The sequence below is a fragment of the Pseudomonas sp. NPDC090755 genome (assembly GCF_044769005.1).
In the GTDB taxonomy this organism is placed as follows: domain Bacteria; phylum Pseudomonadota; class Gammaproteobacteria; order Pseudomonadales; family Pseudomonadaceae; genus Aquipseudomonas.
In genome coordinates this window covers 1-23,229 of record NZ_JBIVXC010000003.1, presented here as the reverse complement: position 1 = coordinate 23,229, position 23,229 = coordinate 1, and the positions used below count along the sequence as shown (strand labels likewise).

Below are 23,229 nucleotides of genomic sequence, written 5' to 3'. Positions count from 1 at the left end.
CGTAACCATGCACGCCCGCGCCACTCGAACCCTGCTCGGCCTGATCATCGCCGCACTTTGCGCCGCCGGTTTGTGGTGGGCCTACGACAACTTCCAGAGCCGCTACCTGCGTCCGTTCGACAACCAGACCGCGCTGTTCTCAGGCGATCGCCTGCAGCTGCCCGCCGCCATTGCCGGCCCAGGCCCCATTCGCCTGGTGCATTTCTGGGACCCGGCCTGCCCCTGCAATGTCGGCAACCAGCAACACCTGGCCGAGCTGATCGAGCATTTCGCCCCGCAGGGCGTGGAATTCTATGTGGTGCAAAAACCCGGCAGCCACGGCCAGCTCCCCGCCACCTTGAGCGGCCTCAAGCCCCTGGCAGCACTGCCCGGTGCCGAGCACCTGCCCGCCACCCCGGGCGTGGCGATCTGGGACCGCCAGGGCAACCTGGCCTACTTCGGCCCCTACAGCGAAGGGGCGACCTGCAATTCGAGCAACAGCTTCATCGAGCCCATTCTCCTGGCCTTGAGCCAGGGCCGGGCGGTCAGCGCCACCCATACCCTGGCCGTAGGCTGCTATTGCCCATGGGGTGACTAGCGCACCCGCGCCGGATTGCCCACCACAGTGGCGCCGGCCGGCACATCACGGGTCACCACGCTGCCAGCGCCGATCACCGCGTTATCGCCCACCGTCACGCCAGGCAGGATGATTGCGCCACCGCCAATCCAGACATTGTTGCCGATCTTCACCGGTCGCCCGCTTTCCAGTCCGCTGCGACGCAGTTCAGGGTCCAGCGGATGGTCGGCGGTGTAGATCTGCACCGCAGGGCCGATCTGGCAGTCATCACCGATGCTCACCGGGGTGACATCGAGGATGACGCAATTGAAGTTCATGAAGACGTTCTTGCCGACGCTGATGTTGTAGCCATAGTCGCAATAGAACGGCGGCCGGATCACCGCACGCTCGCCGACCGCGCCAAAGTGCTCGACCAGCAAGCCGTGACGCTGTTCGTTGAGCAGCTCGGCGCTGTTGTTGTAGCGTTGCATCCAGTGTTTGTTGGCGATCTGCTCGGCCTGCAGTTCCGGGCAACCGGCGTGATAGAGCTGGCCGCTGAGCATCTTCTGTTTTTCACTAAGGTCCATGTTTCCTCCCTGGAGACTATGCTGCGCACGCAAATACCTTGATTATCGAACCACAGTATCCGGCAAAACGTACAAGGAGTTCCGATGAAGCGCAGCCTGACCTTCCTCGCAGTGGCCATGGCCGCAGCCGCCGGAGGCGGTTACTGGTATGTGCAGGGCAAGCTGCCCCAGCGCGAGGGCGAGGTCGCCCTGGCCAGCCTGCAGGCGCCGGTCAGCGTTCGCTACGACGAGCGTGGCGTGCCGCATATCCAGGCCGACAACGAGACCGACCTGTACCGCGCCCTGGGCTACGTGCATGCCCAGGACCGCCTGTTCCAGATGGAGATCATCCGCCGCCTGGCCCGGGGCGAGCTGGCCGAGGTTTTCGGCAGCAAACTGCTGCCCACCGACACCTTGTTCCGCAGCCTGCGCATCCGCGAACAGGCCGAGCGCCTGGTCGAACGCCAGGACAAGCAAGCGCCGGCCTGGATTGCCCTGCAGGCTTACCTCGACGGCGTCAACGCCTGGCAGACCAGCCACCCCAAGCCCATGGAATTCGACGTGCTGGGTATCACCCCGCGGCCGTTCACCGCCCAGGACACCCTGAGCATCGCCGGTTACATGGCCTACAGCTTCGCCGCAGCCTTTCGCACCGAGCCGGCGCTGACCTTCGTGCGCGATCATCTGGGTGACGACTACCTGAAGATCTTCGACCTGGCGTGGGATCCTCAGGGTGCCGTGCACAATGGCCCGCCCCTGGCCGCCGCCGACTGGAAAAGCCTGGAGCAACTGGCGCGGGTCAGCCAGGAAGCACTGAGCGCTGCCGGCATCCCCCAATACGAAGGCAGCAATGCCTGGGCCGTGTCCGGCAGCCGTACCCGCAGTGGAAAACCCTTGCTCGCCGGCGACCCACACATCAGCTTTGCCGTACCCGCGGTCTGGTACGAGGCCGAGCTGTCGGCACCGGGCTTCAACCTCTACGGCTATCACCAGGCGCTCAACCCCTTTGCTTCGCTGGGGCACAACCGCGACTTCGGCTGGAGCCTGACCATGTTCCAGAACGACGATGTCGACCTGATCGCTGAACAGGTCAACCCGGACAATCCCGACCAGGTGCGCATCAATGGCCAGTGGCAACCGTTGATCGTGACCCAGGACAGCATCGCGGTGAAGGGCGGGCAACCCGTAACCATCACCCTGCGCCGTTCGCCCCACGGCCCGATCGTCAACCCGGTGATCGGCGACAACGCCGGGCCGACGCCGATCGCCCTGTGGTGGGCTTTCCTGGAAACCGAAAACCCGTTGCTCGAAGGCTTCTACCAGGTCAACCGCGCCGACACCCTGGACAAGATGCGCGCCGCCGCCGCGAAGATCCAGGCGCCCGGCCTGAACCTGGTGTGGGCCAATGCCCGGGGCGATATCGGCTGGTGGGCGGCCGCGCAACTGCCAGTCCGCCCACAAGGGGTCAACCCGTCGTTCATCCTCGACGGCAGCACGCCCCAGGCCGACAAGCTCGGCTTCTACCCGTTCAGTGCCAACCCGCAACAGGAAAACCCGCCCGGCGGCTACATCGTCTCGGCCAACTTCCAGCCACCGGCATCCATGCCGATCCCGGGCTACTACAACCTGGCCGACCGCGGACAACAACTGAACCGCCACCTGGCCGATCCACAGACCAAATGGGATACCCAGAACAGCCAGGCGCTGCAACTCGACACCGTGACCGCCTACGGGCCACGTACCCTGGCGCCGTTGCTCGGCGTACTGCGCGAGATTGCCGAGGGCGATCAGGAAAGGGAACTGGTGGAACAACTGGCCGGCTGGAACGGTGACTACCCGCTCGATTCGGTCAGCGCCACCCTGTTCAATCAGTTCCTCTACGACCTGGCCTATGCGGCGCTGCATGACGAGCTGGGCGATGCCTGGTTTCAACCACTGATCAGCACCCGGGCCATCGATGCCGCCCTGCCGCGCCTGGCCGCCGATGCCGAATCGCCGTGGTGGCGGCTGCGTGGCAGCAGCGAACAGGGCGGGCGTCGCGAAGCGGTCAAGCGGGCCTGGCAGGCGAGTCTTGCGCACCTGCGCCAGACCCTGGGCAAGGACCCGGCCAACTGGCAGTGGGGCAAGGCGCATACCCTGACCCACAAGCATCCGCTGGGGCTGCAGAAACCGTTGGACCTGGTGTTCAATGTCGGCACCTTCGCCGCGCCCGGCAGCCATGAAGTGCCGAACAATCTGTCGGCGAAGATCGGTCCGGCGCCCTGGCCGGTGACCTATGGGCCGTCGACTCGCCGGTTGATCGACTTTGCCGATCCGGGCCAGGCCCTGACCATCAACCCGGTCGGGCAGAGTGGTGTGCTGTTCGACAGGCACTATGCCGACCAGGCCAGGGACTATATCGAGGGGCGGTATCACAAGGCGCAGCTTGGACCTGTTGCGGCGCAGAGCACCTTGCGGCTGGTGCCGGGGAAATAGACTGCGACTGCTTTGCAGTCGATCGCAGGCTTCGCCAGCTCCCACAGCAACAGTGGCAAACCCCGGCCCCTGTGGGAGCCGGCGTAGCCGGCGATAGCTGCACTACGGAATCAACCCTGCCACTTGCCCCCTTCGACGATCACGCTCTCAGGCTTGGTGTCGTCGCTCAGCTCCTTGCGCACGTACTGGTCATACAGTTTGAGCAGGTACTTCTGCTCACCCAGGCGCGCCAGCTCGGCATTGACCCAGTCACGCAGTTCGATATTGCCCTTCTTCACCGCCGGGGCGATCGGCGCTTCTTCACCCAGCGTCTCCTCCAGCACACGGTAGCCCGGGTTCTGCTTCGACCAGCTGAACAGGATCAGGTTGTCCTGGGCGTAGGCATCGCCACGGCCATTGGCCAGGGCCTGCAGCGATTCGGAGTTTTTCTCGAACTTGAGCAGCTTCCAGTCCGGGTGGTGCTTGGTCAGCCAGATATCCGCCGTGGTGCCGGTGGTGACGATGGTGGTCTTGTCGGCCAGGTCATCGAGCGTCTTCACGCTGCTGCCTTCCGGCACCAGGGCCTGCACCGCCACGCGCAGGTTGGGGTTGGTGAATTCCACCGCCTCCTTGCGCTCCGGGGTGACGGTCATGTTGGCCAGGATCAGGTCGACCTTGTCGCTTTGCAGGAAGGGAATCCGGCTGGCCGGCTCCACCGCCACGAATTCGACCTTGTTCTCGTCACCGAGCAGCGACTTGGCGAACTGGCGGCCGATGTCGGTATCGAAGCCGACGTAGCGCCCGCTTTCGTCAACGAAGCCGAACGGCGGCTTGTCGGTAAACACGCCGACAATCAGCTTGTCGCGCGCCTTGATGGTTTCCAGGTAGCTGGTGGCGGGCGCAGCGCCCGAGGACGCCGGCTTGGCAGGTTCTTCAGCCTTGTTGCAGCCGGCCAGCAGGGCCAGGCCGATCAGGGACAACAGCAGTTTCGAAGTTTTCGCAGTTCTCATGACAGTTCCTTTGCGGGCAGTGTGGGCAGGTTTTCTACAAAGGAGAATTTCTCCAGGAACTGCTGCGCGCGTGCGGTCTGCGGGTTCGTAAAGAAGCTCTCGGGGTCGCGCTGTTCAAGGATCCTGCCGGCCTCCATGAACACGATGCGATCGGCCACCGCACGGGCGAAGGCCATTTCATGGGTGACGATGAGCAGGGTCATGCCGTCGCGGGCCAGGCCCTGGATCACTTGCAGCACCTCCTTGACCATCTCCGGGTCCAGGGCTGCGGTGACCTCGTCGAACAGCATCACCTCGGGGTTCATGCACAGCGAACGGACAATGGCGATGCGCTGCTGCTGGCCGCCGGAGAGTTCGCGCGGATAGGCATCACGCTTGTCCAGCAGGCCCACCCGGGCCAGCAGTGCCTCGGCCTGGGCCTGGGCTTGGCGGCGCTCGCGCTTCTGCACCTTGAGCGGGCCGAGCAACAGGTTGTCGAGCACGGTCATGTGGCCGAACAGGTGATAACTCTGGAACACCATGCCCACCCGCTGGCGTACCTGGCGCCAGTCGGTGCGCGGATCGAGCAGTTCCTCGCCGGCCAGGCGCAGGTGACCGCTGTCGGCGCTTTCCAGGCCATTGAGGCAGCGCAGCAAGGTGCTCTTGCCGCAGCCGCTGGGCCCGAGGATCACCACCACTTCGCCGCTGCGCACTTGCAGGTCTATGTTGTTCAGCACCGGGTGCTTGCCGAAGGATTTGTTGAAGCCCTTGAACTCGATCAATGCGCTCATGCGTGTGTCCAGCGGCGCTCAAGGGCGCGCGAGGCGGCCGAGAGCGGGTAGCAGATAAAGAAAAAGAACAGGAACAGCGCGCCGTAGATCAGCACCGACTCGTAGGTGCGCTCGATGATCTGCTGGCCGACCTTGATCACATCGACCACCCCGATCAGCACCGCCAGCGAGCTGGTCTTGATGATCCGCGTATAGATATTGATGGTCGGCGGGGTCATGCGCTTCAGTGCCTGGGGCAGCAACACATAGCCATACAGCTGCCAGGCGCCAAGGCCAATCGACAGCCCGGCCTCGCGTTGCCCACGAGGCAAGGAACGCAAGGCACCACGTACCACCTCGCCCACCTCACTGGCGCCCCACAACGACAGCACCAGCACCGCGCACCAGAAGCTGGGGATGCTCAAGGCAAAGAAAATCGGCAAGCCGAAGAACAGCAGGTACAGCCAGACCAGCACCGGAATCGCCCGGAACAGCTCCAGGTAGACCCGCAACAGCAGGTTCAGGCTGCGCAGGTTGAGGCTGGCCAGCACGCCATAGAGCACACCACCGAGGGTACTGAAGACGATGCCCAGGCCCGAGATGGCCAGGGTTTGCGCAGCGCCCTTGCCCAGTTGCGGCAAGGACACCAGCAACAACTCAAGACCCGAACTGGCCATGTTGCAGCCTCCTTTCCAGGCGGCTGAGCAGCAGCGACAAGGGCAGGAACAGCAGCACGCAGATCAGCGTCAGCACCGCGAGCATCTCGTAGGTCTTGTAGTACAGGGCGATGTAGCTCTTGGTGGTGTAGAGGATCTCCGGCACCGCCACCGCCGACACGACGGTGGTTTCCTTGAGCAGGAAAATGAAATTGGCGAACAGCGACGGCAGGCTGAGGATGCCGGCCTGGGGCAGGATCACATGGCGCAGCAACTGGCCTTCGGACAAGCCGATCGAGCGCCCGGACTCCAGCTGCGCCGTCGGCACCGCCTCGATACCGGCGCGCAGCACTTCGGTCAGGTAGGCGCCGCCGAGGAAGGTCATGGTGATGATCGCTGCGGCAAACCCGGAGATCTTCAGGCCCAGGGTCGGCAGGGCGAAGTAGACGAAGAACAGCTGGATCAGCAACGGCGTATTGCGCGCCAGCTCGACGTAGAGCTTGACCAGGCGCTGCAGGTACGGCGTGCGATAGACCAGGACAGCCGCATTGACCAGCGCCACCAGCAACGAGGTGGCAATGGCGATCAGGCCTACCTGCAGGGTAACCCCCACGGCCTTGAGAAACGCCGGCAATGTGCTAAGGATAAAGGCGACGTCGAAACTCATGGACAGGGCCTCGACACAGAAAGGTGACAGTGCGACATGAACGGATCTCGGATCGGTCCAAGGGTAATCGGACCGCTCTAAACAGGGTTGTCAGTGCGGGTAAGCACCATCGATAAGACTCTAAAGGCATAAGAATAAATATTTAAATACCTTTATTGCATATTAATATCACCCAAACAGCTAACCTGAAAAATCCTTCGGTGTGCCGGGATCTTTCGGCCCAAAAGGCTATCCAACCCCTGTCACTTCCCCCCTATCTCAAGGAAGAAAATAACAATGAATAACCAGGCGAACCACGATCCCCAGGACTTGCTGAAACTGCTGAGCGCCTTGCTGCGCGCGGTCCAGTCCCGTAACTGAGGCATAAAAAAACGCCGACGCGGCTGGGCCGGCGTCGACGTTATCAGGGGTGTTTCCGATGCTGTGGCGAATCAGAACGCCGGCAGTACCGCACCGCTGTATTTCTTCTCGATGAAGGTCTTCACTTCCGGGCTGGTCAGGGCCTTGGCCAGCTTCTGGATAGCGTCGCTGTCCTTGTTGTCCGGACGGGCGACCAGGAAGTTGACGTATGGCGAGTCGGAACCTTCGATCACCAGCGCGTCCTTGGCCGGGTTCAGGCCGGCTTCCAGGGCGTAGTTGGTGTTGATCATGTCCAGGTCGACCTGGTCCAGCACGCGCGGCAGCATGGCCGACTCAAGCTCGCGGAACTTCAGTTTCTTCGGGTTCTCGGCGATGTCTTTCGGGGTGGCCAGGGCGTTCTTCGGATCCTTCAGGGTGATCAGACCGGCCTTCTGCAACAGCAGAAGCGCACGACCGCTGTTGCTGCCCTCGTTAGGGATGGCAACGGTGGCGCCTTCCTTGAGCTCGCTCAGGTTCTTGACCTTCTTCGAGTAACCGCCGAAAGGCTCGACGTGAACGCCGATAACGGTTTCCAGGTGAGTGCCTTTGCCTTCGTTGAAGTTCTTCAGGTACGGCAGGGTCTGGAAGTAGTTGGCGTCCAGGCGCTTCTGGTCGACCTGCACGTTAGGCTGCACGTAGTCGGTGAACACCTTGATCTCCAGGTCCACACCTTCCTTGGCCAGGGTCGGCTTGATCAGCTCGAGGATTTCGGCATGAGGCACGGGGGTGGCGGCGACCACCAGTTTCTCGCCCGCCTGGGAAAAACCTGCAACCGACAGGGCGGCCGCCAGAGCAGTGAACAACAGAGCCTTTTTCATGCGTAATCCTTATTCGAATACATGACCATCGGTCGACGGCAGAATGGGTTGCCAGCACATTGCTAGCTGGCTTGGAGCGGACAATACCTAGATTTTTTATGCCGCAACAATATCTTTTATTTTGCTGCTTATTCCATTTTCTACCATCAGCCCAGACGCTGCAAAGTCTTCCCCAGTAGCGCCTGCAGGGCAGAGCGCTCATCGGCGTCGGCCAGCTGGCAAAACTGTTCGAGCTGGTTGGCAAGCGCTTGCAGCGGTGTGGGCAGATTCAGGTGTTGCGGCAGGATTTCTTCACCACTGCTGACGAGCAAGGCGAAGTGAATGACGTTCTCCAGCTCCCGGGTATTGCCTGGCCAGCTGTGCAGTTCCAGTACCCGTTGCGCCGCCTCGCTGATCAACGGCACCGGCAAGTTCAGGCGCGGGCTGTAGATACCGACGAAATACTCGGCCAGCGGCAGGATGTCGCCCACCCGGTCGCGCAACGCCGGCAGCAGCAACTGGCCCTCATGCAGGTAGTGGTAGAGCCGGTCATGAAACTTGCCGGCGCTGACCGCCTCGCCCAGGTCGATGCTCGATGCCGCCACCAGCCGCACATCCACGGGGTTGGGCTGTTGCGCACCGACCCGGGTGACCTCGCGATTTTCCAGGGCTGCGAGCAGCTTCACCTGGATCGCCAGCGGCAGGTCGGCGATTTCGTCCAGGTACAAAGTGCCGCCATTGGCCGAGCCGAACCAGCCGGCGCGACTGCTGGCGGTGCCACTGTGGGCGCCGGCGCTGTAGCCGAACAGTTCGGCATCGGCATAGGTCGGGCTGATGGCCGCGCAGTTGACCGAAACGAACAGGCCGCCGCGATCGCTGGCGCGGTGAATCTGACGGGCCAGCAACTCCTTGCCGGTGCCGGTCTCGCCGCGAATCAATACCGGCAGCACGAGCGGCGCCAGCAGTTCGAGTTCCTGGCGCAATTGCCGCGAGCGCGGGTCGACGAACACCAGCGCCTTGGCGCGGATGCTCAGCGGGCTCTTGTCCAGCTCGGGGAAGGTCAGCAAAGGCTGGCCGAAGGTGTCGTGGTTACTCATGGAAAACTCCCGCCCGCAGCACCTGGGGCCGGGCGTTGGGTCTGGCGAAAGGTCAGCGCCCGGGGTCAGGCGCGGCGAAGGGCGTGTTGTTCGAGACGATTCTGCAGGCGGTACAGGTAGGCAAAGCCCTGCTCCCAGCGACGGTGTCCGGACTTGACGTTGATATGTCCGGCTCCGGCGAGAAAGCCCACCTCGGCGCCCCAGCTACGGGCCAGCTGCATGGCCCGCGGGGCGCTCACCGCCGGGTCGTTGTCGGAGCTGACCACCTGGCTCGGGAACGGCAGCACCTGCTGTGGAATCGGCGCGAAGTTGCGCAGGGCATCGGCGCAGGTCGGACGCTCGACATCGGCCGGCGCCACCAGCAGCGCGCCATGCACCCGGCGCAGCAAGCTCACGCTGGCCTGCGCCGCCCAGTGGGCAACGGTGATGCAACCCAGGCTGTGGGCGATCAGGATGACCGGCGAATCGTCAGCGGCCACGGCCTGTTCCAGTGCGGCCACCCAGTGCTCGCGTCGGGGCGTCAACCAGTCGGCCTGCTCGACCCGGGCGCTGTTGGGCAGTACCTGCTGCCAGTGACTTTGCCAATGATCGTCTGGCGATCCTTGCCAGCCCGGCACAATCAGGTAACGGATCGACGCGTTGCGCATGGGGACGCCTCCTGTGGGGTTTGCGTGCTTGAGGCAAAGTATAGGGGCGTGGTTATATTCGTAAAGGAATAAGAAGCTATTTATTAATAACCAATTTAATTATTACGCATAAAAAAAGGACCACCCCCCTGCCAGAGAAATGGCCCTGAAGACTTGCCTGAGGTGTGTTGCTCAGCGGGCGGTGATCACCGACAGTTTGGTGATACCGGCTCGTTCGATCGAGGCCATGGCGCGCGCCACTTCCCCATAGTTCACGCCATCGTCGGCCTGCAGCTGCACGCGCAGTTCCGGGTCCTTGGCCTTGGCCGCCTGCAGGCTGGTTTCCAGCAGGTCGGGCTGGATCTGATCCTTGTTGATGAACAACGTGCCGCCGCCGTCGATGCTCACCACCAGCGGGTCCTTCTGCTCCACCGGGGCCACGGCCTCGGTCTTGGGCAGGTTGATGGGGATGGCGTTGGTCAGCAGGGGCGCGGTGACGATGAACACCACCAGCAGCACCAGCATCACGTCCACCAGCGGCGTCACATTGATCTCACTGAGTACTTCGTCGCTGTCCTGGGTCGAGAAGGCCATGTCAGGAAGCCTCCTTCACGGTCTGCGGATGGCTGCCGACCGGCTTGTAGGCTGTCGGATGGATCAACACGCGGAACGCACTCTTCTGCGCCAGGCTGTAGAAGTCGTGGGCAAAGTCATCGAGGTCGGCGGCGGTCAGCTTCAGGCGGCGCAGGAAGTAGTTGTAAACCAGCACCGCAGGCACCGCGACGGCGATCCCCACGCCGGTGGCCACCAGCGCCGCGCCGATGGGGCCAGCCACGGTTTCCAGGCTGGCGGAGCCGGCGGCGCTGATGCCCTTGAGTGCCTCCATGATGCCCCAGACCGTGCCGAACAGACCGATGAAAGGCGAGGTACTGCCGATACTGGCGACCACCGCCAGGCCGGTTTCCAGGGAGCGGCGCTCACGCACGATCTGCTGGCGCAGGGCGCGCTCCAGGCGGTCCTGATGGTTGATCGCCTGGCTCAGGTCGCGGGCATCGCCCGGCTCACCCACGGCGATTGCCGCATAGCCGGCCTGGGCCACCCGGGCCGCCGCGCCAGGATGGCTGTCGCTCAGCTCGGCGGCAGCATCCAGGCTGGAGGCCGCCCAGAACTGCTTGTGAAAACGCTTGTCCTGGTTTTTCAGGCGCAGGAACTGCACGCCCTTGACCAGGGCCAGGCCCCAGGTGACGACAGAGAAGCCCACCAGCAGCCAGATCACCGCGCTTTCGATGGATTCGAGGGGGGATGCCAATAACGTCATGATCAGTACTCTCTCTGTTAGCGCGAATTAGTGGATCTTGAATTCGATCGGTACGCTGACCCAGCCATCCAGGGCCACGTCCCCTTGCTTGGCCGGCACAAAGCTCCAGCGCTTGACTGCCGCCAGGGCGGCCTCGTCGAGCTGCTGGCGGCCGCTGCTCTTTTGCAGCTGGATCTCGCCGGGCTTGCCGCTGGCCAGCACATGCACCCGCAACAACACCGTGCCTTCCCAACCACGGCGGTGGGCCAGTGCCGGGTATTCCGGCGCCGGGTTCTTCAGGTAGCCGGCACTGGCCGAGGCCGGTGTCACCGGTGCCGGCGCAGGCGGTGCGGGTGGTGCCGCAGGCGCGACGGGTTGCGCTGGTGCCGGTGGCTGCTCCACGGCCTTGGTAACCGGTTTGGCGACCGGCTTGGCAATCGGTTTGGGTTTCGGCTTGGGCACAGGCTTTGGTGCAGGTTTGGCCGCCAGTTCATCCACCACCGGCGGTGGCGGCTCCACGACCGCAGGTGGCGGTGCGGGTGGCGGTGGCTGGACCACTGGCGGTGCCGGCTGGGAAAACTCGATGGTCATCGGTGGAATTTCTGGCGCTACTACCGGCAGAACCGGTGTTGGCGCCTGGCTGACCCAGTAAGCCACGGCGCCATGCAGGGCCAGGGCGAAAACGCCCAGCAGGATTCTGTCGCGGCGACCCAGGGTGCTTTTCGGCGTGCGCTGCAAGCGTTGCTGCGCCAGGGGCACACGGTGCGGCCGGCCGAAGTCGACCAACTCGCCGCCCGGCGTCTGGCGCCAGTGCACATCGAGTGTGGCGGCGGTCTGGACATTACCCATTGATCAGCTCCCCGGTCTGCGTTCGTTACAGCGAAGACCGCTCATTTGCCTTCGCTGGATGGATCATTGATCTACACTGCTTATTTCTGAAAGTAATCTTTAAAGTTATGGATAGACGATTTACGAATATATAAAACGATACCTTCGCTCAAAGCCGCGCCGTTCGTGGCCTTGCGTCCATCGGCGGATTTGCCATGCCTGCCACGCATGAAAAGTATGTGGCGCAGGCATGGCAAAACCGGGCTCAGAAGTCGTAGCGACCGGTCAGGCCCAGGGTTTTCGGCGTGCCCGGCAGCCCTTCATAACCGCCGTTGGCCGCGCTCCAGAGGGTGGTGTAGTAGGTCTTGTCGAAGGCGTTCTTCAGCCACAGCGAGACATCCCACTGCCCCTGCCCCAGATCGCCACGCAGGCCGGTGGACAGGTTGACCACGGCGTAGCTGGGGATCTGTGCAAAGTCCGAGTCCTCGACCGTGCCCACGGCCTTGGAACGGAACGCATAGCTGGCGGTGACATAGGGCTGAAGGCCGTTGTCCAGGTCCCACTGGTAGGTGCCGTTGGCGTTGCCGATCCACTTCGAGGCGCCGACCACCTGGTGCCCGGTCAGGTCGCAGGAGGCCGGTGCGCCCGGCTGCAGGGCGATTTCCGGCGCGCACGGGGCGTCCTTGTAGGAGAGATAGCGGACGTCGTTGTAGGAGCCGTTGAGGTTCAGAGTCAGGCCACGAATCGGCACCAGGGTGCTTTCCACCTCGACCCCGCGCGAACGCACGGAACCGGCGTTGGTCAGGTACTGCACCCGGTTGGCTTCGTCGTAGGCGTTGGTCTGGTAGCCGTGGACCTCGGTCCAGAACAGGTTGGCGTTGAGTTGCAGGCGGCGGTCCCAGAGGGTGCTCTTGAGGCCCAGCTCGGCGTTGTTGGCGCGCTCGGTGCCCACCAGCAACGAATCGGCCCCGGCCACCGGCGCGGTCGCCACCGTCAGGTTGACCCCGCCGGACTTCTCGCCGTGGGACAAGGTAGCGTAGCCGAGCAGGTCATCGGTGAAGCGGTAGCTCAGGTTGAGCAGGCCCGAAGGGCTGAAGGTGTACTGGTTGAGGTCACCCGAATCATAGGCCCCGACCCGCGCCTGGCGGGCCGCGGCTGCCGCGCCCGTGACCGCAGCACCGTTGACCGGTGCATTGCGATCGACCCAGGCGCTTTTCTCTTCGTAGGTGCCGCGGATACCGGCGGTGAAGTCCAGGCGCTCGGTCAGGTGCCAGGTGCCCTGGCCAAACAGGGCGAAGCTGTCGGTGTCGATATGGCCCTTGCCCAGGGTGGTGACGTTGGCCAGGGCGCCGGCTGGCGTGCCGTTCCAGATATCGGCCTGGGGCCCGTAGTAGACGAAGGATTTGTTATCCAGGTCCGAGCCGAAGTAGTAGGCACCCACGACGTAGTCGAAGAAACCACCGGTGGGCGAGGCCAGGCGAAACTCCTGGGAATACTGCTTGTCGCGCACCGACACGCCGGCGTTGTAGGCCGCCGGCACGTTGAGGCCCTCGTCGTTGCGCGGGGTGAAGTCCCACCAGCGGTAGGAGCTGACCGAGGTCAGGGTGAAGTCGTTGTCCAGGGTCCAGTTGGCTTCCAGCGAGGTGCCGCCCTGGAACACCGTGACCTGTTGATCGCTATCGAGGTTGACCTTGCGCGTGCTGCCGTCGATCAGCGTGGCGCCGGCCGCCCGGGCGCGGGCTTCGTAGCGGTTGACGCCGTTGATGGTCGGCCCGGTGCTGAACAGCAGGCGGGTGCCGGCGCTGGAATCCTCTTCGTTGTAGTCGCCGATCCAGCGCAGGTTGAACTGCTCGCTGGGCTTGTACAGCAACTGGCCACGAAAGCCCTGGCGCGAGCCGCCATTGAGGGTATGGCCATCGAATTCGTTCTTGATATCGCCGTCGCTGCGGGTGCGGTAGGCCGAGATGCGCCCGGCCAGGGTCTCGCTCAGCGGGCCGGACAGCGTGCCCTTGGTCTGGAAGTAGCCATCCTCGCCCACCGAGGTTTCGATGCTGCGCTCGGGGGTGAAGCTGGGTGCGCGGGTGCTGATGTTGATCACCCCGGCGGTGGTGTTCTTGCCGAACAGTGTGCCTTGCGGGCCACGCAGCACTTCCAGCTGCTCGATGTCCACCAGGTCGAACACCGCCATGCCCGGCCGGCCAAGGTAGACGTTGTCCAGGTAGAGCCCGACGCTGCCTTCCAGGCCATCGCTGGCGGGGTTGTTGCCCAGGCCGCGGATCGACACGCTGGACTGGCGTGCGTGCATGTAGGCGACGTTGACGCTCGGCACCAGCTGCTGCAGATCCTGGATACGGTAGACGCGCTGGTTTTCCAGGGTCTGGCCGTCGAGCACGCTGATCGGCGTGGGCACGCTCTGGGCGCTTTCTTCACGGCGCCGGGCAGTGACGGTGACGGTCTTGAGCTGGCTGTCACTGGCCTTGATGGCCGCCTTCTCCGGCTCGGCGGCCTGGGCGGGCAGCCAGTGCGCGCTGCCGGCCAGCAACAGGGCCAGGGGCAGGCGTTTGAGCCGACGGGATGAAAGGGGTGCAACGCGAAGGGTCGGACTCATGGCCAGCTCCTGACAGGAACGTATATTCCTGATAGTTATTTATATATTGATTTACATATTTTTACCGAATAAGAGAGTGACTTTATAAGGAGTGCAGCAGAGCTGCGGCAAATGCATTTGCCCGATACTTTTAATGCTGAAAAGGCATATAGGAGGGAGGTGACGCGCAATGCAATCGCGGGGCAAGCCCGCTCCCGTAGGAGCGGGCTTGCCCCGCGATCAGGGTGGATCAGATGTTGGCGACTTTCTGCCAGACCTTGGGCTTGAAGAACAGGGTTTCGCCACGGGCCAGCCCGCTCAGGCTGTCGTGGTCCTTGACCACTTCGGCCTCGATCAGCTCGCTCTGGCCTTCGACCTTGAGGGTCACCCGGGTGGTCGCGCCCAGCGGACGAATATCACGCACTTCCGCAGCATGATGGCCTTCGATCTCGTGCCGCGACAGCGACACCTCGTGCGGCCGGAACAGCACGTGATGGCCTTCGCTCAGGTGCAAGCGGTTGGAGTCGCCGAGGAAGTGATAGACGAAGTCACTGGCCGGGTTCTCGTACACCTCGCCCGGCGAGCCGATCTGCTCGATCACGCCCTTGTTCATCACCACGATGCGGTCGGCGACTTCCATGGCCTCCTCCTGGTCGTGAGTCACGAACACCGAGGTCAGGTTGATGTCCTCATGCAGGCGCGCCAGCCAGCGGCGCAGCTCCTTGCGCACCTTGGCATCGAGGGCGCCGAACGGCTCGTCGAGCAACAGCACCTTGGGCTCCACCGCCAGGGCGCGGGCCAGGGCGATCCGCTGGCGCTGGCCGCCAGACAACTGCTCGGGGTAACGGTCGCTGAGCCAGTCGAGCTGGACCATGTTCAGCAGCTCATGGACCTTCTCGGCGATCTTGCTTTCGCTGGGCCGCTCGCCCTTGGGCTTCATGCGCAGGCCGAAGGCGACGTTGTCGAACACGCTCATGTGGCGGAACAGCGCGTAGTGCTGGAACACGAAACCGACGTTGCGATCACGCACGTCGTGGCCGGACACATCCTCGCCGTGGAATACGATGTTGCCCTGGTCGGGGGTTTCCAGCCCGGCAATGATCCGCAGCAGCGTGGTCTTGCCGCAGCCGGACGGGCCCAGCAGGGCCACCAGCTCACCGCTGTGGATATCCAGGTTGATGCTGTCCAGGGCCTGGAAAGCGTTGAAGCGCTTGCTGACGTTACGAACTTCGATCGACATGAATTATTCCTCCGCTGCGTTGTGGCGCAGACGGTTAATGCGGGACTCGCTCCACTGCTTGAGCAGCAGGATGAAGAGCGCCAGGATCAGCAACAGGCTGGCCACGCTGAAGGCCGCGACATGGTTGTATTCGTTGTAGAGGATCTCCACGTGCAACGGCAAGGTGTTGGTCACCCCGCGAATGTGCCCGGAGACCACCGACACCGCGCCGAACTCACCCATGGCCCGCGCGGTACAGAGCACCACGCCGTAGATCAGGCCCCATTTGATGTTCGGCAGGGTCACGTGCCAGAACATCTGCCAGCCGTTGGCCCCGAGCAGGCGCGCGGCCTCCTCTTCCTGGGTGCCCTGCTCCTGCATCAGCGGGATCAGTTCACGGGCGACGAAGGGCACGGTGACGAAGATGGTCGCCAGGACAATGCCCGGCAGGGCGAAGACGATCTGGATGTCATGGTCCTGCAGCCAGGGGCCGAACAGGCCCTGGGCGCCGAACATCAGCACGTAGACGAGACCTGCGATCACCGGCGAGACCGAGAACGGCAGGTCGATCAGGGTCACCAGGATGCTCTTGCCACGGAAGGTGTACTTGCTCACGCACCAGGCGGCGCTGACGCCGAACACCAGGTTCAGCGGCACCGAGATGGCCACGGCGATCAGGGTCAGCTTCAGGGCCGACAGCGCGTCGGGCTCGAAGATCGCCTCAAAGAAGGTCCCCAGGCCCATTTTCAGGCCCTGGGACACCACGATCACCAGCGGCAGCAGCAGGAACAGGGCGAAGATCAGCCAGGCGAGGCTGATCAGGACTCGCCGCGAAGTGGCGCTGCCACGGCGGGCGGCATTGGCCGAAGCGGCCGCGCCAATAGAAGATGCAGACATGGACGTGGCCTCCTTCAAGGGGTTTCGATGCGCCGCTGCAGCAGGTTGATCAGCAGCAGCAGGATGAAGGAAACCACCAGCATCAACACGCCGATGGCCGTGGCGCCGGTGTAGTCATACTGGTCGAGCTTGACCATGATCAGCAGCGGCAGGATCTCGGTCTTCATCGGCATGTTGCCGGCAATGAAGATCACCGAACCGTACTCACCCACGCCCCGGGCAAAGGCCAGGGCGAAACCGGTCAGCCAGGCCGGCAGCAGGGCCGGCAGCAGCACGTAGCGGAACACCTGCAACGGCTTGGCGCCCAGGCAGGCAGCGGCCTCTTCGACCTCACGAGGGATGTCGGCCAGTACCGGCTGCACCGTACGCACCACGAAGGGCAAGGTCACGAAGGTCAGCGCCAGGGTGATGCCCAGGGGGGTGTAGGCGATCTTGAAGCCAAGGTCGGTGGCGAACTGGCCGACCAGGCCCGCCGGCGCATACAGCGCGGTCAGGGCGATACCGGCCACGGCGGTGGGCAGGGCGAACGGCAGGTCGATCATCGCCTCGATGATCTTGCGCCCGGGGAAGGTGTAGCGCACCAGCACCCAGGCCAGCAAGGTGCCGATGATGCCGTTGATGATGGCGGCGAAGAGAGCAGTACCGAAACTCAGCTTGAGCGCGGCAAGTACCCGCGGTGCACTGATGATGGCCCAGAACTGTTCCCAGGTGAGCTGGGCGGCATGGACGAACATGGCGCCCAGCGGTATGAGCACAATCAGGCTGAGGTACACCAAGGTGTAGCCCAGCGTCAGCCCGAAGCCGGGTATGACGGGGGAAATACGACGTGACATAAAGGTCCCTGGTTGAACGCACGAAGCCCGGGACGAATCCCGGGCCCATGCTGGCTACTGAACGGCGATTATCCTGTCGGCCAAGTATCACTGCGCCGTATAGATCTGATCGAACACGCCACCATCGTTGAAGAACTTGGGTTGGGCAGTCTTCCAGCCACCGAAGTCTTTGTCGATAGTCACCAGGTCCAGTTTCGGGAACTGCTTGGCGTACTCGGCGGCCACCTTGGCGTCACGCGGACGATAGAAGTTGTCGGCGGCGATCTTCTGCCCGGCCGGGCTGTACAGGTACTTGAGGTAGGCCTCGGCAATCTGCTCGTTGCCCTTCTTCTCGGCGTTCTTGTCGACCACGGCCACCGGCGGCTCGGCGAGGATCGACAGCGACGGCACGACGATCTCGAACTTGTCGCTGCCACCGTCTTCCTTGAGCGCCAGGAAGGCTTCGTTTTCCCAGGCCAGCAACACGTCGCCCTGACCGTTGTTGACGAAGGTGATGGTCGAGCCGCGGGCACCGGTATCGAGCACCGGCACATGCTTGAACAACTCCTGTACGTACTCCTGGGCCTTGGCTTCGCTGCCACCGGCTTTCAGGCCGTAGGCCCAGGCGGCGAGGAAGTTCCAGCGGGCGCCGCCGGAGGTTTTCGGGTTCGGCGTGATGACCGAGACATCCTTTTTGATCAGGTCGCCCCAGTCCTTGATGTCTTTGGGGTTGCCTTTGCGCACCAGGAACACGATGGTCGAGGTGTAGGGCGTGCTGGCGTCCGGCAGGCGGGTTTGCCAGTTGTCCGGCAGGGTCTTGCCGAGCTTGGCGACTTCATCGATATCGCCAGCCAGGGCCAGGGTCACCACGTCGGCGCGCAGGCCGTCGATCACCGCCCGGGCCTGCTTGCCCGAACCACCGTGGGACTGCTGGATCTTCACCTTGTCGTCCGGGTGCGACTGCTGCCAGTGCTTGATGAACTCGGCGTTGTACTGCTGGTAGAGCTCACGGGTCGGATCGTAGGACACGTTCAACAACTCGTAGTCCTTGGCGATGGCGGAACCGGCAAAAACGGCGCTGGCGAGTGCGGCCAGGGCATAACGGCGGATGGACATGGTGAAGCTCCCGATTGGCGTATTTTTCTAATTAGGTGGCGCGTTCATCGCGGGGCATGCCCGCTCCTACGTTCAGCCGGGCTTGTGGCCGGGGTTCTGCAGGCGGAATTTTTCCTTGCGTTCGATCTGCACGACCTGGGCGTTGTGCACGGTGATTTCCACCGCGCCGAAACGCAGGTCGCGCAAGGCGCTCTGGATCTCGCGCAGAATGGTGGCTTCGTCCTGACCGTCAACGCTACGCAGAGATGCGCTCATGCTCGTGCTCCTGTGGATAAGGGGTGCCGTGCAATCGCGTATGTGAAGATGATTGCACCTGGCTTGAGGGCAATCTTAGGGGGGGTTAAATATTCTTAAAAATACTATTTAAGAATTTTTATATAACTGAAACATCTGTTTGTCGCGAGACAAGTCGAGTCGTCGCACCGCCGCCCCTGTAGGAGCGGGCTTGTCCCGCGATAGGGCCTCAACCCCAGCACAACTCCCCAGCCGGCACCGGCCTTCCGAACCAGTACCCCTGCCCCAACTGGCATTGCTGCTCAAAAAGGAAGCGCGCCTGCTCGCCCTGCTCAATGCCTTCGGCGTGCACCTGCATGCCCATGCTCCTGCCCAGGGCGATGATCACCCGCACGATCGCCGCGTCGTCCTCATCCCCGGGTAGCCCGGCGACAAAGCCCTGGTCGATCTTGAGCTTCTGCACCGGCAGGCGCTTGAGGCGCAGCAGCGAGGAATAACCGGTGCCGAAGTCATCGATGGCCAGACGCAGCCCCAGTTCGCGCAGCCGATGCAGTTGCTCGAGGGCGACTTCAGGGTCTTCCATCACGGCGCTTTCGGTCACTTCAAGCTCAAGCACACCCGGATCGAGCCCGGTGTCGTGCAGCACCTTGGCAACTTGCTGGTAAAGATCGCGATGGGCAAACAGGCGGCTGGAGATATTTACCGCCACGAACTCCAGGTGCCGTCCGCCGGCCTGCCACTGCACCATCTGCGCACAGGCCTGGTTGAGCACCCAGGTATCGATATCGGCAATCAGGCCGGTGCGCTCGGCAATAGGAATGAACTCCCCGGGCGGTACCAGCCCGCGCTGAGGATGTTGCCAGCGTACCAGGGCCTCGACGCCGATCATCTTGCCGCACAGCAAGTCATGCACCGGCTGGAAATACACCCGCAGCTCTTCCTGATCCAGCGCCCGGCGCAGTTCGGCCGCGGTCTCGACCCGCTGCTGGGCATGGGCGGTCAGCTCTTCGGTGTACAGGGCATAGCCCGCACGGCCACAGGCCTTGGCCTTGAACAACGCCGAGTCGGCATTGCGCAGGAGCTGCTCGGGCCCCAGGGCATCACTGGGGAACAGGCTGATGCCGACGCTGGCGCTGATGAACAGGCGCTGGGACTCAAGCCCGAAGGGCAGTTTCATCGCGTCGATGATGCTTTGCGCCAGCGCCGCGGCTTGGCCAACCTGGGGGCAGTGCTCGACCAGTACGGCGAACTCGTCACCGCCCAGGCGGGCCAGGGTCACGCCACTGCCCACCAGGTCCTTGAGACGCTCACCGACCATTTTCAGCAACTGGTCGCCGACATTGTGGCCAAGGCCGTCATTGATGCTCTGGAAATGGTCCAGGTCCAGCAGCAGCAAGGCACAGCCGCGCTTATTGGCCTGGGCCGCGGCCAGCGCCTGCTCGATGCGGTCGTTGAACAGCAGGCGGTTGGGCAGGTCGGTCAGGGGGTCATGGTGGGCCAGATAGGCCAGTTCGCGTTCGGTGTGCTTGATCGCGCTGATATCGCTGAAGACCGCCACATAATGGCTCAGCGCGCCGCTGTCATCGCGGATCGAGCAGATGGTCTGCCACTGCGGGTACACCTCGCCGGTCTTGCGCCGGTTCCAGATCTCTCCGCTCCACTCGCCTTTCTGTGCCAGGGTGGCGAAGATCTGCTGGTAGAACGCCGCATCATGGCGACCGGATTTGAACTTGTTCGGCCGCTGTCCGATGACCTCGTCCTTGTCGTAGCCGGTGATCTGCATGAAGGCGCGGTTAACATGCACGATCAGCCCGTCGCGATCGGTCACCAGCACGCCTTCCAGGGTACTGTCGAACACCGCCGCGGCCATGCGCAGGCGCTCGCGGTCCTCGCGGCGCAGGCGCGCACCGACACCGATGAAATTCAACAGGCGGGCGCGGGACGAGAAGATCAGCAGTGCACTGCACAACACCCAGAGATAGGCACTGAGCAGTTGCCAGTGGGCCAGTTGCTGGTGATCATCGAAAAGACTGCTCAATAATTGATCAGATAGCGCCAACCAGAGTATGGACATCACCAGGTAGAGCGCCGCCATGCGAACGGCGTCTCGAACGGAAGCAGACATAAGGTCCCGACAAACCCACAAAAAATTTTGGGGGATTATAGGGTAGAAACATCCCCTGACCTCTTATCTAAAAGGCCGACTGGTTTTATTTGTCCGCCTTGGGATAATGCTTCCCGCTGTTCCTTAAGCTCAGAGGGCCTCTTCATCTATGTGGTACCAAGGTTTACTCAACCTGTCGGCCTGGCAGCTGCTGGCAGTCACTCTGGTCATGACCCACGTGACCATCGTCAGTGTCACCGTCTACCTGCACCGTTATTCCGCCCACCGCTCGCTGGAGCTGAACGCGGGGCTCAAGCACTTCTTCCGTTTCTGGCTGTGGCTGACCACGGCGCAGAACACCCGCGAGTGGACCGCCATCCACCGCAAGCACCACGCCAAATGCGAAACCGTCGACGACCCGCACAGCCCGGTGATCAAGGGCCTGTCCACGGTCCTGCGCAAGGGTGCCGAGCTGTACCGCGAAGAAGCGCGCAACCCGGAAACCCTGCGCATCTACGGCAAGAACTGCCCCGAGGACTGGATCGAGCGCAACCTCTACTCGCGCTACAAACTGGGCGGCATCGCCCTGATGGCGGTGATCGACCTGCTGTTGTTCGGCACCATCGGCATCACCATCTGGGCCGTGCAGATGATGTGGATTCCGTTCTGGGCCGCCGGGGTGATCAACGGCCTGGGCCACGCCGTGGGCTATCGCAACTTCGAATGCCGTGATGCGGCCACCAACCTGGTGCCCTGGGGCATCATCGTGGGCGGCGAAGAGCTGCACAACAACCACCACACCTACCCCAACTCGGCCAAGCTATCGGTCAAGCGCTGGGAGTTCGACATGGGCTGGGCCTGGATCAAGCTGTTCTGCTGGATGCGCCTGGCCAAGGTCCAGCGGGTCGCGCCCATCGCCCACCGGGTCGAGGGCAAGGGCCAGCTGGACATGGACACCGCCATGGCGATCCTCAACAACCGCTTCCAGATCATGGCCCAGTACCGCAAGCTGGTGATCGGCCCGCTGGTCAAGCAGGAACTGGCGCGGGTCGACGACTCGGTGCGCCATCAGTTCCGCCGGGCCAAGCGCCTGCTGTCGCGGGAAACCAGCCTGCTGGAAGATCGTCATCACCTGCGCATCCAGACCATGCTCGAGCACAGCCAGGCACTCAAGACCATCTACGAAAAACGCCTGGCCCTGCAACAGATCTGGCTGCGCACCAGCGCCAACGGCCACGACATGCTGGCGGCCATGAAAGACTGGGTACACGAGGCCGAGGCCAGCGGAATCCAGTCGCTGCGCGACTTCGCCGCCCAGCTGAAAACCTACTCCCTGCGCCCTGCCCTGGGCTGATGCCGTTGATCGGCGCACCCCCGTGCGGGGTGCGCCGCCCGGAACTTCACCGCCTATTCTTACTCTGACAGGCACAACGCCCGCGTGGCGGGCCGGGTCGTGGCCGCCCGCCCCTGTGTGAGAAGTTCCGCGCAAATGGTCAACAAGAAACCAACGCCCCCGCCCGGCAACCCCGCTGCTGAAGCCGCCCAGACCCTCCTGGCGCTGATGCATGCACAGGGCGAAGTGGCACGCCTGAGCGAACGCGAGCAACTGTTCAGCTCCTTGCTCGACAGCGTCAATGCCGTGCTCTGGGCCTTCGACTGGGAGTCTCGCCAGGTGCTCTACGTCAGCCCGGCCTACGAGCGCATCTTCGGCCGCTCGACCAGCCTGCTGCTGGCCGACTTCAACGAATGGCGCGACAGCATCTACCCGGACGACCTGGAGTACGCCGAGCGCAGCCTGGCCGAAGTGCTGGTCAAAGGCGCCGTGGAAGACCGCGAGTACCGCATCATCGCCGCCGACGGGCAAATTCGCTGGATCAGCGACAAGTGCTTCATCAACCAGCAGGCCGACAGCGGGCAGCGTGTCATCGTGGTCGGCATGGCCGAAGACATCACCGAGAAAAAGCGCCTGGAAGGCGAACTGCAGCGCCTGGCCACCACCGATGTGCTGACCCAAAGCAGCAATCGCCGGCACTTCTTCGACTGCGCCCAGGAAGCCTTCGATGCCGCACGCCAGGCCCACACCCCACTGGCGTTCCTGCTGCTGGACATCGATGACTTCAAGCAGATCAACGATACCTTTGGCCACCCCCAGGGCGACCAGGTGTTGCAGCGCATCGCCGATACCGGCAAGGCGGTGCTACGCCGGGGCGACCATTTCGGGCGCATCGGTGGCGAAGAGTTCGCGGCGGTGTTTCCCGGTTGTACCCCGCAAATGGCCCAGCAGATCGCCGAACGCCTGCAGCGCGAGATCCAGCGCCTGAGTTTCATCCATGAAGACCAGGTATTCGGGGTAACGATCAGCCAGGGGCTGACGGGGGTTCTTGAAGACGATGAAACGCTCGACAGCCTGTTTGCCCGGGCGGATACGGCGATGTACCAGGCCAAGCGCCAGGGCAAGAATCAGATCGTGATCGGCTGAGCCGGCGGGGGGGGGGGGGGGGGGGGGGGGGGGGGGGGGGGGGGGGGGGGGCGCGGGGGGGGGGGGGGGGGGGGGGGGGGCGCGGGCGGGCCACCCCCCC

22 protein-coding genes are annotated in these 23,229 nt (G+C 63.4%); 4 read left to right on the top strand and 18 right to left on the bottom strand.

From position 1 onward, the window contains the following. The first annotated feature begins 7 nt into the window (after positions 1–7). Positions 8–577 carry a DUF6436 domain-containing protein gene (locus tag ACIQUS_RS07010; protein WP_403044709.1) on the top strand — a complete coding sequence of 190 codons (570 nt, stop codon included), beginning with the start codon at positions 8–10 and terminating at the stop codon, positions 575–577. Here ACIQUS_RS07010 and ACIQUS_RS07005 read toward each other — a convergent pair. Continuing rightward, complete coding sequence (locus ACIQUS_RS07005) at positions 574–1,122, bottom strand: sugar O-acetyltransferase (protein WP_403044707.1); 549 nt, start codon at positions 1,120–1,122, stop codon at positions 574–576. The genes ACIQUS_RS07010 and ACIQUS_RS07005 overlap by 4 nt on opposite strands. An 84-nt stretch (positions 1,123–1,206) precedes the next feature. Between ACIQUS_RS07005 and ACIQUS_RS07000 the strand changes: the two genes are divergently transcribed. Beyond that, positions 1,207–3,576 carry a penicillin acylase family protein gene (locus tag ACIQUS_RS07000; protein WP_403044704.1) on the top strand — a complete coding sequence of 790 codons (2,370 nt, stop codon included), beginning with the start codon at positions 1,207–1,209 and terminating at the stop codon, positions 3,574–3,576. A gap of 110 nt (positions 3,577–3,686) precedes the next feature. Here ACIQUS_RS07000 and ACIQUS_RS06995 read toward each other — a convergent pair whose 3' ends face one another. The 17 genes from ACIQUS_RS06995 to dibA all read right to left on the bottom strand — a co-directional run bounded on the left by ACIQUS_RS06995 (position 3,687) and on the right by dibA (position 20,671). Continuing rightward, on the bottom strand, positions 3,687–4,565 hold the full coding sequence (locus ACIQUS_RS06995; protein ID WP_403044701.1) for a transporter substrate-binding domain-containing protein: 879 nt from the start codon (positions 4,563–4,565) through the stop codon (positions 3,687–3,689). Continuing rightward, positions 4,562–5,335, bottom strand: a complete 774-nt coding sequence (locus ACIQUS_RS06990; protein ID WP_403044699.1) for an amino acid ABC transporter ATP-binding protein — start codon at positions 5,333–5,335, stop codon at positions 4,562–4,564. The genes ACIQUS_RS06995 and ACIQUS_RS06990 overlap by 4 nt, the downstream gene beginning before the upstream one ends. Beyond that, positions 5,332–5,991 (bottom strand): amino acid ABC transporter permease, encoded by a 660-nt coding sequence (locus ACIQUS_RS06985; RefSeq protein WP_403044696.1) that lies wholly within the window; start codon positions 5,989–5,991, stop codon positions 5,332–5,334. The genes ACIQUS_RS06990 and ACIQUS_RS06985 overlap by 4 nt, the downstream gene beginning before the upstream one ends. Beyond that, complete coding sequence (locus ACIQUS_RS06980; RefSeq protein ID WP_403044694.1) at positions 5,972–6,637, bottom strand: amino acid ABC transporter permease; 666 nt, start codon at positions 6,635–6,637, stop codon at positions 5,972–5,974. The genes ACIQUS_RS06985 and ACIQUS_RS06980 overlap by 20 nt, the downstream gene beginning before the upstream one ends. Positions 6,638–7,068: 431 nt before the next feature. Continuing rightward, positions 7,069–7,854, bottom strand: a complete 786-nt coding sequence (locus ACIQUS_RS06975; RefSeq protein ID WP_403044691.1) for a MetQ/NlpA family ABC transporter substrate-binding protein — start codon at positions 7,852–7,854, stop codon at positions 7,069–7,071. 146 nt (positions 7,855–8,000) lie between these two features. Next, on the bottom strand, positions 8,001–8,930 hold the full coding sequence (locus ACIQUS_RS06970; RefSeq protein ID WP_403044689.1) for a sigma 54-interacting transcriptional regulator: 930 nt from the start codon (positions 8,928–8,930) through the stop codon (positions 8,001–8,003). A 65-nt stretch (positions 8,931–8,995) separates the two neighbouring features. Continuing rightward, positions 8,996–9,577, bottom strand: a complete 582-nt coding sequence (locus ACIQUS_RS06965) for an alpha/beta hydrolase (RefSeq protein WP_403044687.1) — start codon at positions 9,575–9,577, stop codon at positions 8,996–8,998. 171 nt (positions 9,578–9,748) lie between these two features. After that, on the bottom strand, positions 9,749–10,150 hold the full coding sequence (locus ACIQUS_RS06960; protein WP_403044684.1) for an ExbD/TolR family protein: 402 nt from the start codon (positions 10,148–10,150) through the stop codon (positions 9,749–9,751). 1 nt (position 10,151) lies between these two features. Continuing rightward, entirely contained in the window at positions 10,152–10,874 is a 723-nt protein-coding gene (locus ACIQUS_RS06955; protein WP_403044681.1) for a MotA/TolQ/ExbB proton channel family protein, read from the bottom strand. A 27-nt stretch (positions 10,875–10,901) separates the two neighbouring features. Continuing rightward, positions 10,902–11,702 carry an energy transducer TonB gene (locus ACIQUS_RS06950; RefSeq protein WP_403044678.1) on the bottom strand — a complete coding sequence of 267 codons (801 nt, stop codon included), beginning with the start codon at positions 11,700–11,702 and terminating at the stop codon, positions 10,902–10,904. 244 nt (positions 11,703–11,946) lie between these two features. Continuing rightward, positions 11,947–14,289: a TonB-dependent receptor gene (locus ACIQUS_RS06945; protein ID WP_403044676.1), complete on the bottom strand. Its 2,343-nt coding sequence runs from the start codon at positions 14,287–14,289 to the stop codon at positions 11,947–11,949. Between the two features lie 229 nt (positions 14,290–14,518). Further along, entirely contained in the window at positions 14,519–15,508 is a 990-nt protein-coding gene (locus ACIQUS_RS06940) for a sulfate/molybdate ABC transporter ATP-binding protein (protein WP_128322962.1), read from the bottom strand. 3 nt (positions 15,509–15,511) lie between these two features. Next, positions 15,512–16,384 (bottom strand): sulfate ABC transporter permease subunit CysW, encoded by an 873-nt coding sequence (cysW, locus tag ACIQUS_RS06935; protein WP_403044672.1) that lies wholly within the window; start codon positions 16,382–16,384, stop codon positions 15,512–15,514. Positions 16,385–16,398: 14 nt separating this feature from the next. Beyond that, positions 16,399–17,217: a sulfate ABC transporter permease subunit CysT gene (gene cysT / locus ACIQUS_RS06930; protein ID WP_285863272.1), complete on the bottom strand. Its 819-nt coding sequence runs from the start codon at positions 17,215–17,217 to the stop codon at positions 16,399–16,401. Positions 17,218–17,304: 87 nt separating this feature from the next. Beyond that, positions 17,305–18,312 (bottom strand): sulfate ABC transporter substrate-binding protein, encoded by a 1,008-nt coding sequence (locus ACIQUS_RS06925; RefSeq protein WP_403044668.1) that lies wholly within the window; start codon positions 18,310–18,312, stop codon positions 17,305–17,307. A 72-nt stretch (positions 18,313–18,384) separates the two neighbouring features. Beyond that, the gene (gene oscA / locus ACIQUS_RS06920) at positions 18,385–18,567 is read right to left on the bottom strand and encodes a sulfur starvation response protein OscA (RefSeq protein WP_403044666.1); all 183 of its coding nucleotides are present in this window, start codon (positions 18,565–18,567) and stop codon (positions 18,385–18,387) included. A gap of 208 nt (positions 18,568–18,775) precedes the next feature. Further along, complete coding sequence (dibA, locus tag ACIQUS_RS06915) at positions 18,776–20,671, bottom strand: phosphodiesterase DibA (protein WP_403044663.1); 1,896 nt, start codon at positions 20,669–20,671, stop codon at positions 18,776–18,778. A gap of 148 nt (positions 20,672–20,819) precedes the next feature. Between dibA and desA the strand changes: the two genes are divergently transcribed. Both desA and ACIQUS_RS06905 read left to right on the top strand, forming a co-directional pair. Beyond that, complete coding sequence (desA, locus tag ACIQUS_RS06910; protein ID WP_403044660.1) at positions 20,820–22,004, top strand: delta-9 fatty acid desaturase DesA; 1,185 nt, start codon at positions 20,820–20,822, stop codon at positions 22,002–22,004. A gap of 135 nt (positions 22,005–22,139) precedes the next feature. Further along, a complete protein-coding gene (locus ACIQUS_RS06905; protein WP_403044657.1) occupies positions 22,140–23,129 on the top strand; it encodes a GGDEF domain-containing protein in 990 nt (329 codons plus the stop codon). Positions 23,130–23,229 lie beyond the last annotated feature (100 nt).

Excerpts from the sequence above, each read along its gene's own strand:
- oscA (WP_403044666.1), bottom strand. The coding sequence starts at position 18,567 with ATGAGCGCATCTCTGCGTAGCGTTGACGGTCAGGACGAAGCCACCATT.
- ACIQUS_RS06960 (WP_403044684.1), bottom strand. The coding sequence starts at position 10,150 with ATGGCCTTCTCGACCCAGGACAGCGACGAAGTACTCAGTGAGATCAAT.
- ACIQUS_RS06925 (WP_403044668.1), bottom strand. The coding sequence starts at position 18,312 with ATGTCCATCCGCCGTTATGCCCTGGCCGCACTCGCCAGCGCCGTTTTT.
- ACIQUS_RS06945 (WP_403044676.1), bottom strand. The coding sequence starts at position 14,289 with ATGAGTCCGACCCTTCGCGTTGCACCCCTTTCATCCCGTCGGCTCAAA.
- cysW (WP_403044672.1), bottom strand. The coding sequence starts at position 16,384 with ATGTCTGCATCTTCTATTGGCGCGGCCGCTTCGGCCAATGCCGCCCGC.
- ACIQUS_RS06975 (WP_403044691.1), bottom strand. The coding sequence starts at position 7,854 with ATGAAAAAGGCTCTGTTGTTCACTGCTCTGGCGGCCGCCCTGTCGGTT.
- ACIQUS_RS06990 (WP_403044699.1), bottom strand. The coding sequence starts at position 5,335 with ATGAGCGCATTGATCGAGTTCAAGGGCTTCAACAAATCCTTCGGCAAG.
- ACIQUS_RS07005 (WP_403044707.1), bottom strand. The coding sequence starts at position 1,122 with ATGGACCTTAGTGAAAAACAGAAGATGCTCAGCGGCCAGCTCTATCAC.
- ACIQUS_RS06980 (WP_403044694.1), bottom strand. The coding sequence starts at position 6,637 with ATGAGTTTCGACGTCGCCTTTATCCTTAGCACATTGCCGGCGTTTCTC.
- ACIQUS_RS07010 (WP_403044709.1), top strand. The coding sequence starts at position 8 with ATGCACGCCCGCGCCACTCGAACCCTGCTCGGCCTGATCATCGCCGCA.
- ACIQUS_RS06905 (WP_403044657.1), top strand. The coding sequence starts at position 22,140 with ATGGTCAACAAGAAACCAACGCCCCCGCCCGGCAACCCCGCTGCTGAA.
- ACIQUS_RS06970 (WP_403044689.1), bottom strand. The coding sequence starts at position 8,930 with ATGAGTAACCACGACACCTTCGGCCAGCCTTTGCTGACCTTCCCCGAG.
- ACIQUS_RS06955 (WP_403044681.1), bottom strand. The coding sequence starts at position 10,874 with ATGACGTTATTGGCATCCCCCCTCGAATCCATCGAAAGCGCGGTGATC.
- ACIQUS_RS06995 (WP_403044701.1), bottom strand. The coding sequence starts at position 4,565 with ATGAGAACTGCGAAAACTTCGAAACTGCTGTTGTCCCTGATCGGCCTG.
- ACIQUS_RS07000 (WP_403044704.1), top strand. The coding sequence starts at position 1,207 with ATGAAGCGCAGCCTGACCTTCCTCGCAGTGGCCATGGCCGCAGCCGCC.
- desA (WP_403044660.1), top strand. The coding sequence starts at position 20,820 with ATGTGGTACCAAGGTTTACTCAACCTGTCGGCCTGGCAGCTGCTGGCA.
- ACIQUS_RS06985 (WP_403044696.1), bottom strand. The coding sequence starts at position 5,991 with ATGGCCAGTTCGGGTCTTGAGTTGTTGCTGGTGTCCTTGCCGCAACTG.
- ACIQUS_RS06950 (WP_403044678.1), bottom strand. The coding sequence starts at position 11,702 with ATGGGTAATGTCCAGACCGCCGCCACACTCGATGTGCACTGGCGCCAG.
- dibA (WP_403044663.1), bottom strand. The coding sequence starts at position 20,671 with ATGTCTGCTTCCGTTCGAGACGCCGTTCGCATGGCGGCGCTCTACCTG.
- cysT (WP_285863272.1), bottom strand. The coding sequence starts at position 17,217 with ATGTCACGTCGTATTTCCCCCGTCATACCCGGCTTCGGGCTGACGCTG.
- ACIQUS_RS06940 (WP_128322962.1), bottom strand. The coding sequence starts at position 15,508 with ATGTCGATCGAAGTTCGTAACGTCAGCAAGCGCTTCAACGCTTTCCAG.
- ACIQUS_RS06965 (WP_403044687.1), bottom strand. The coding sequence starts at position 9,577 with ATGCGCAACGCGTCGATCCGTTACCTGATTGTGCCGGGCTGGCAAGGA.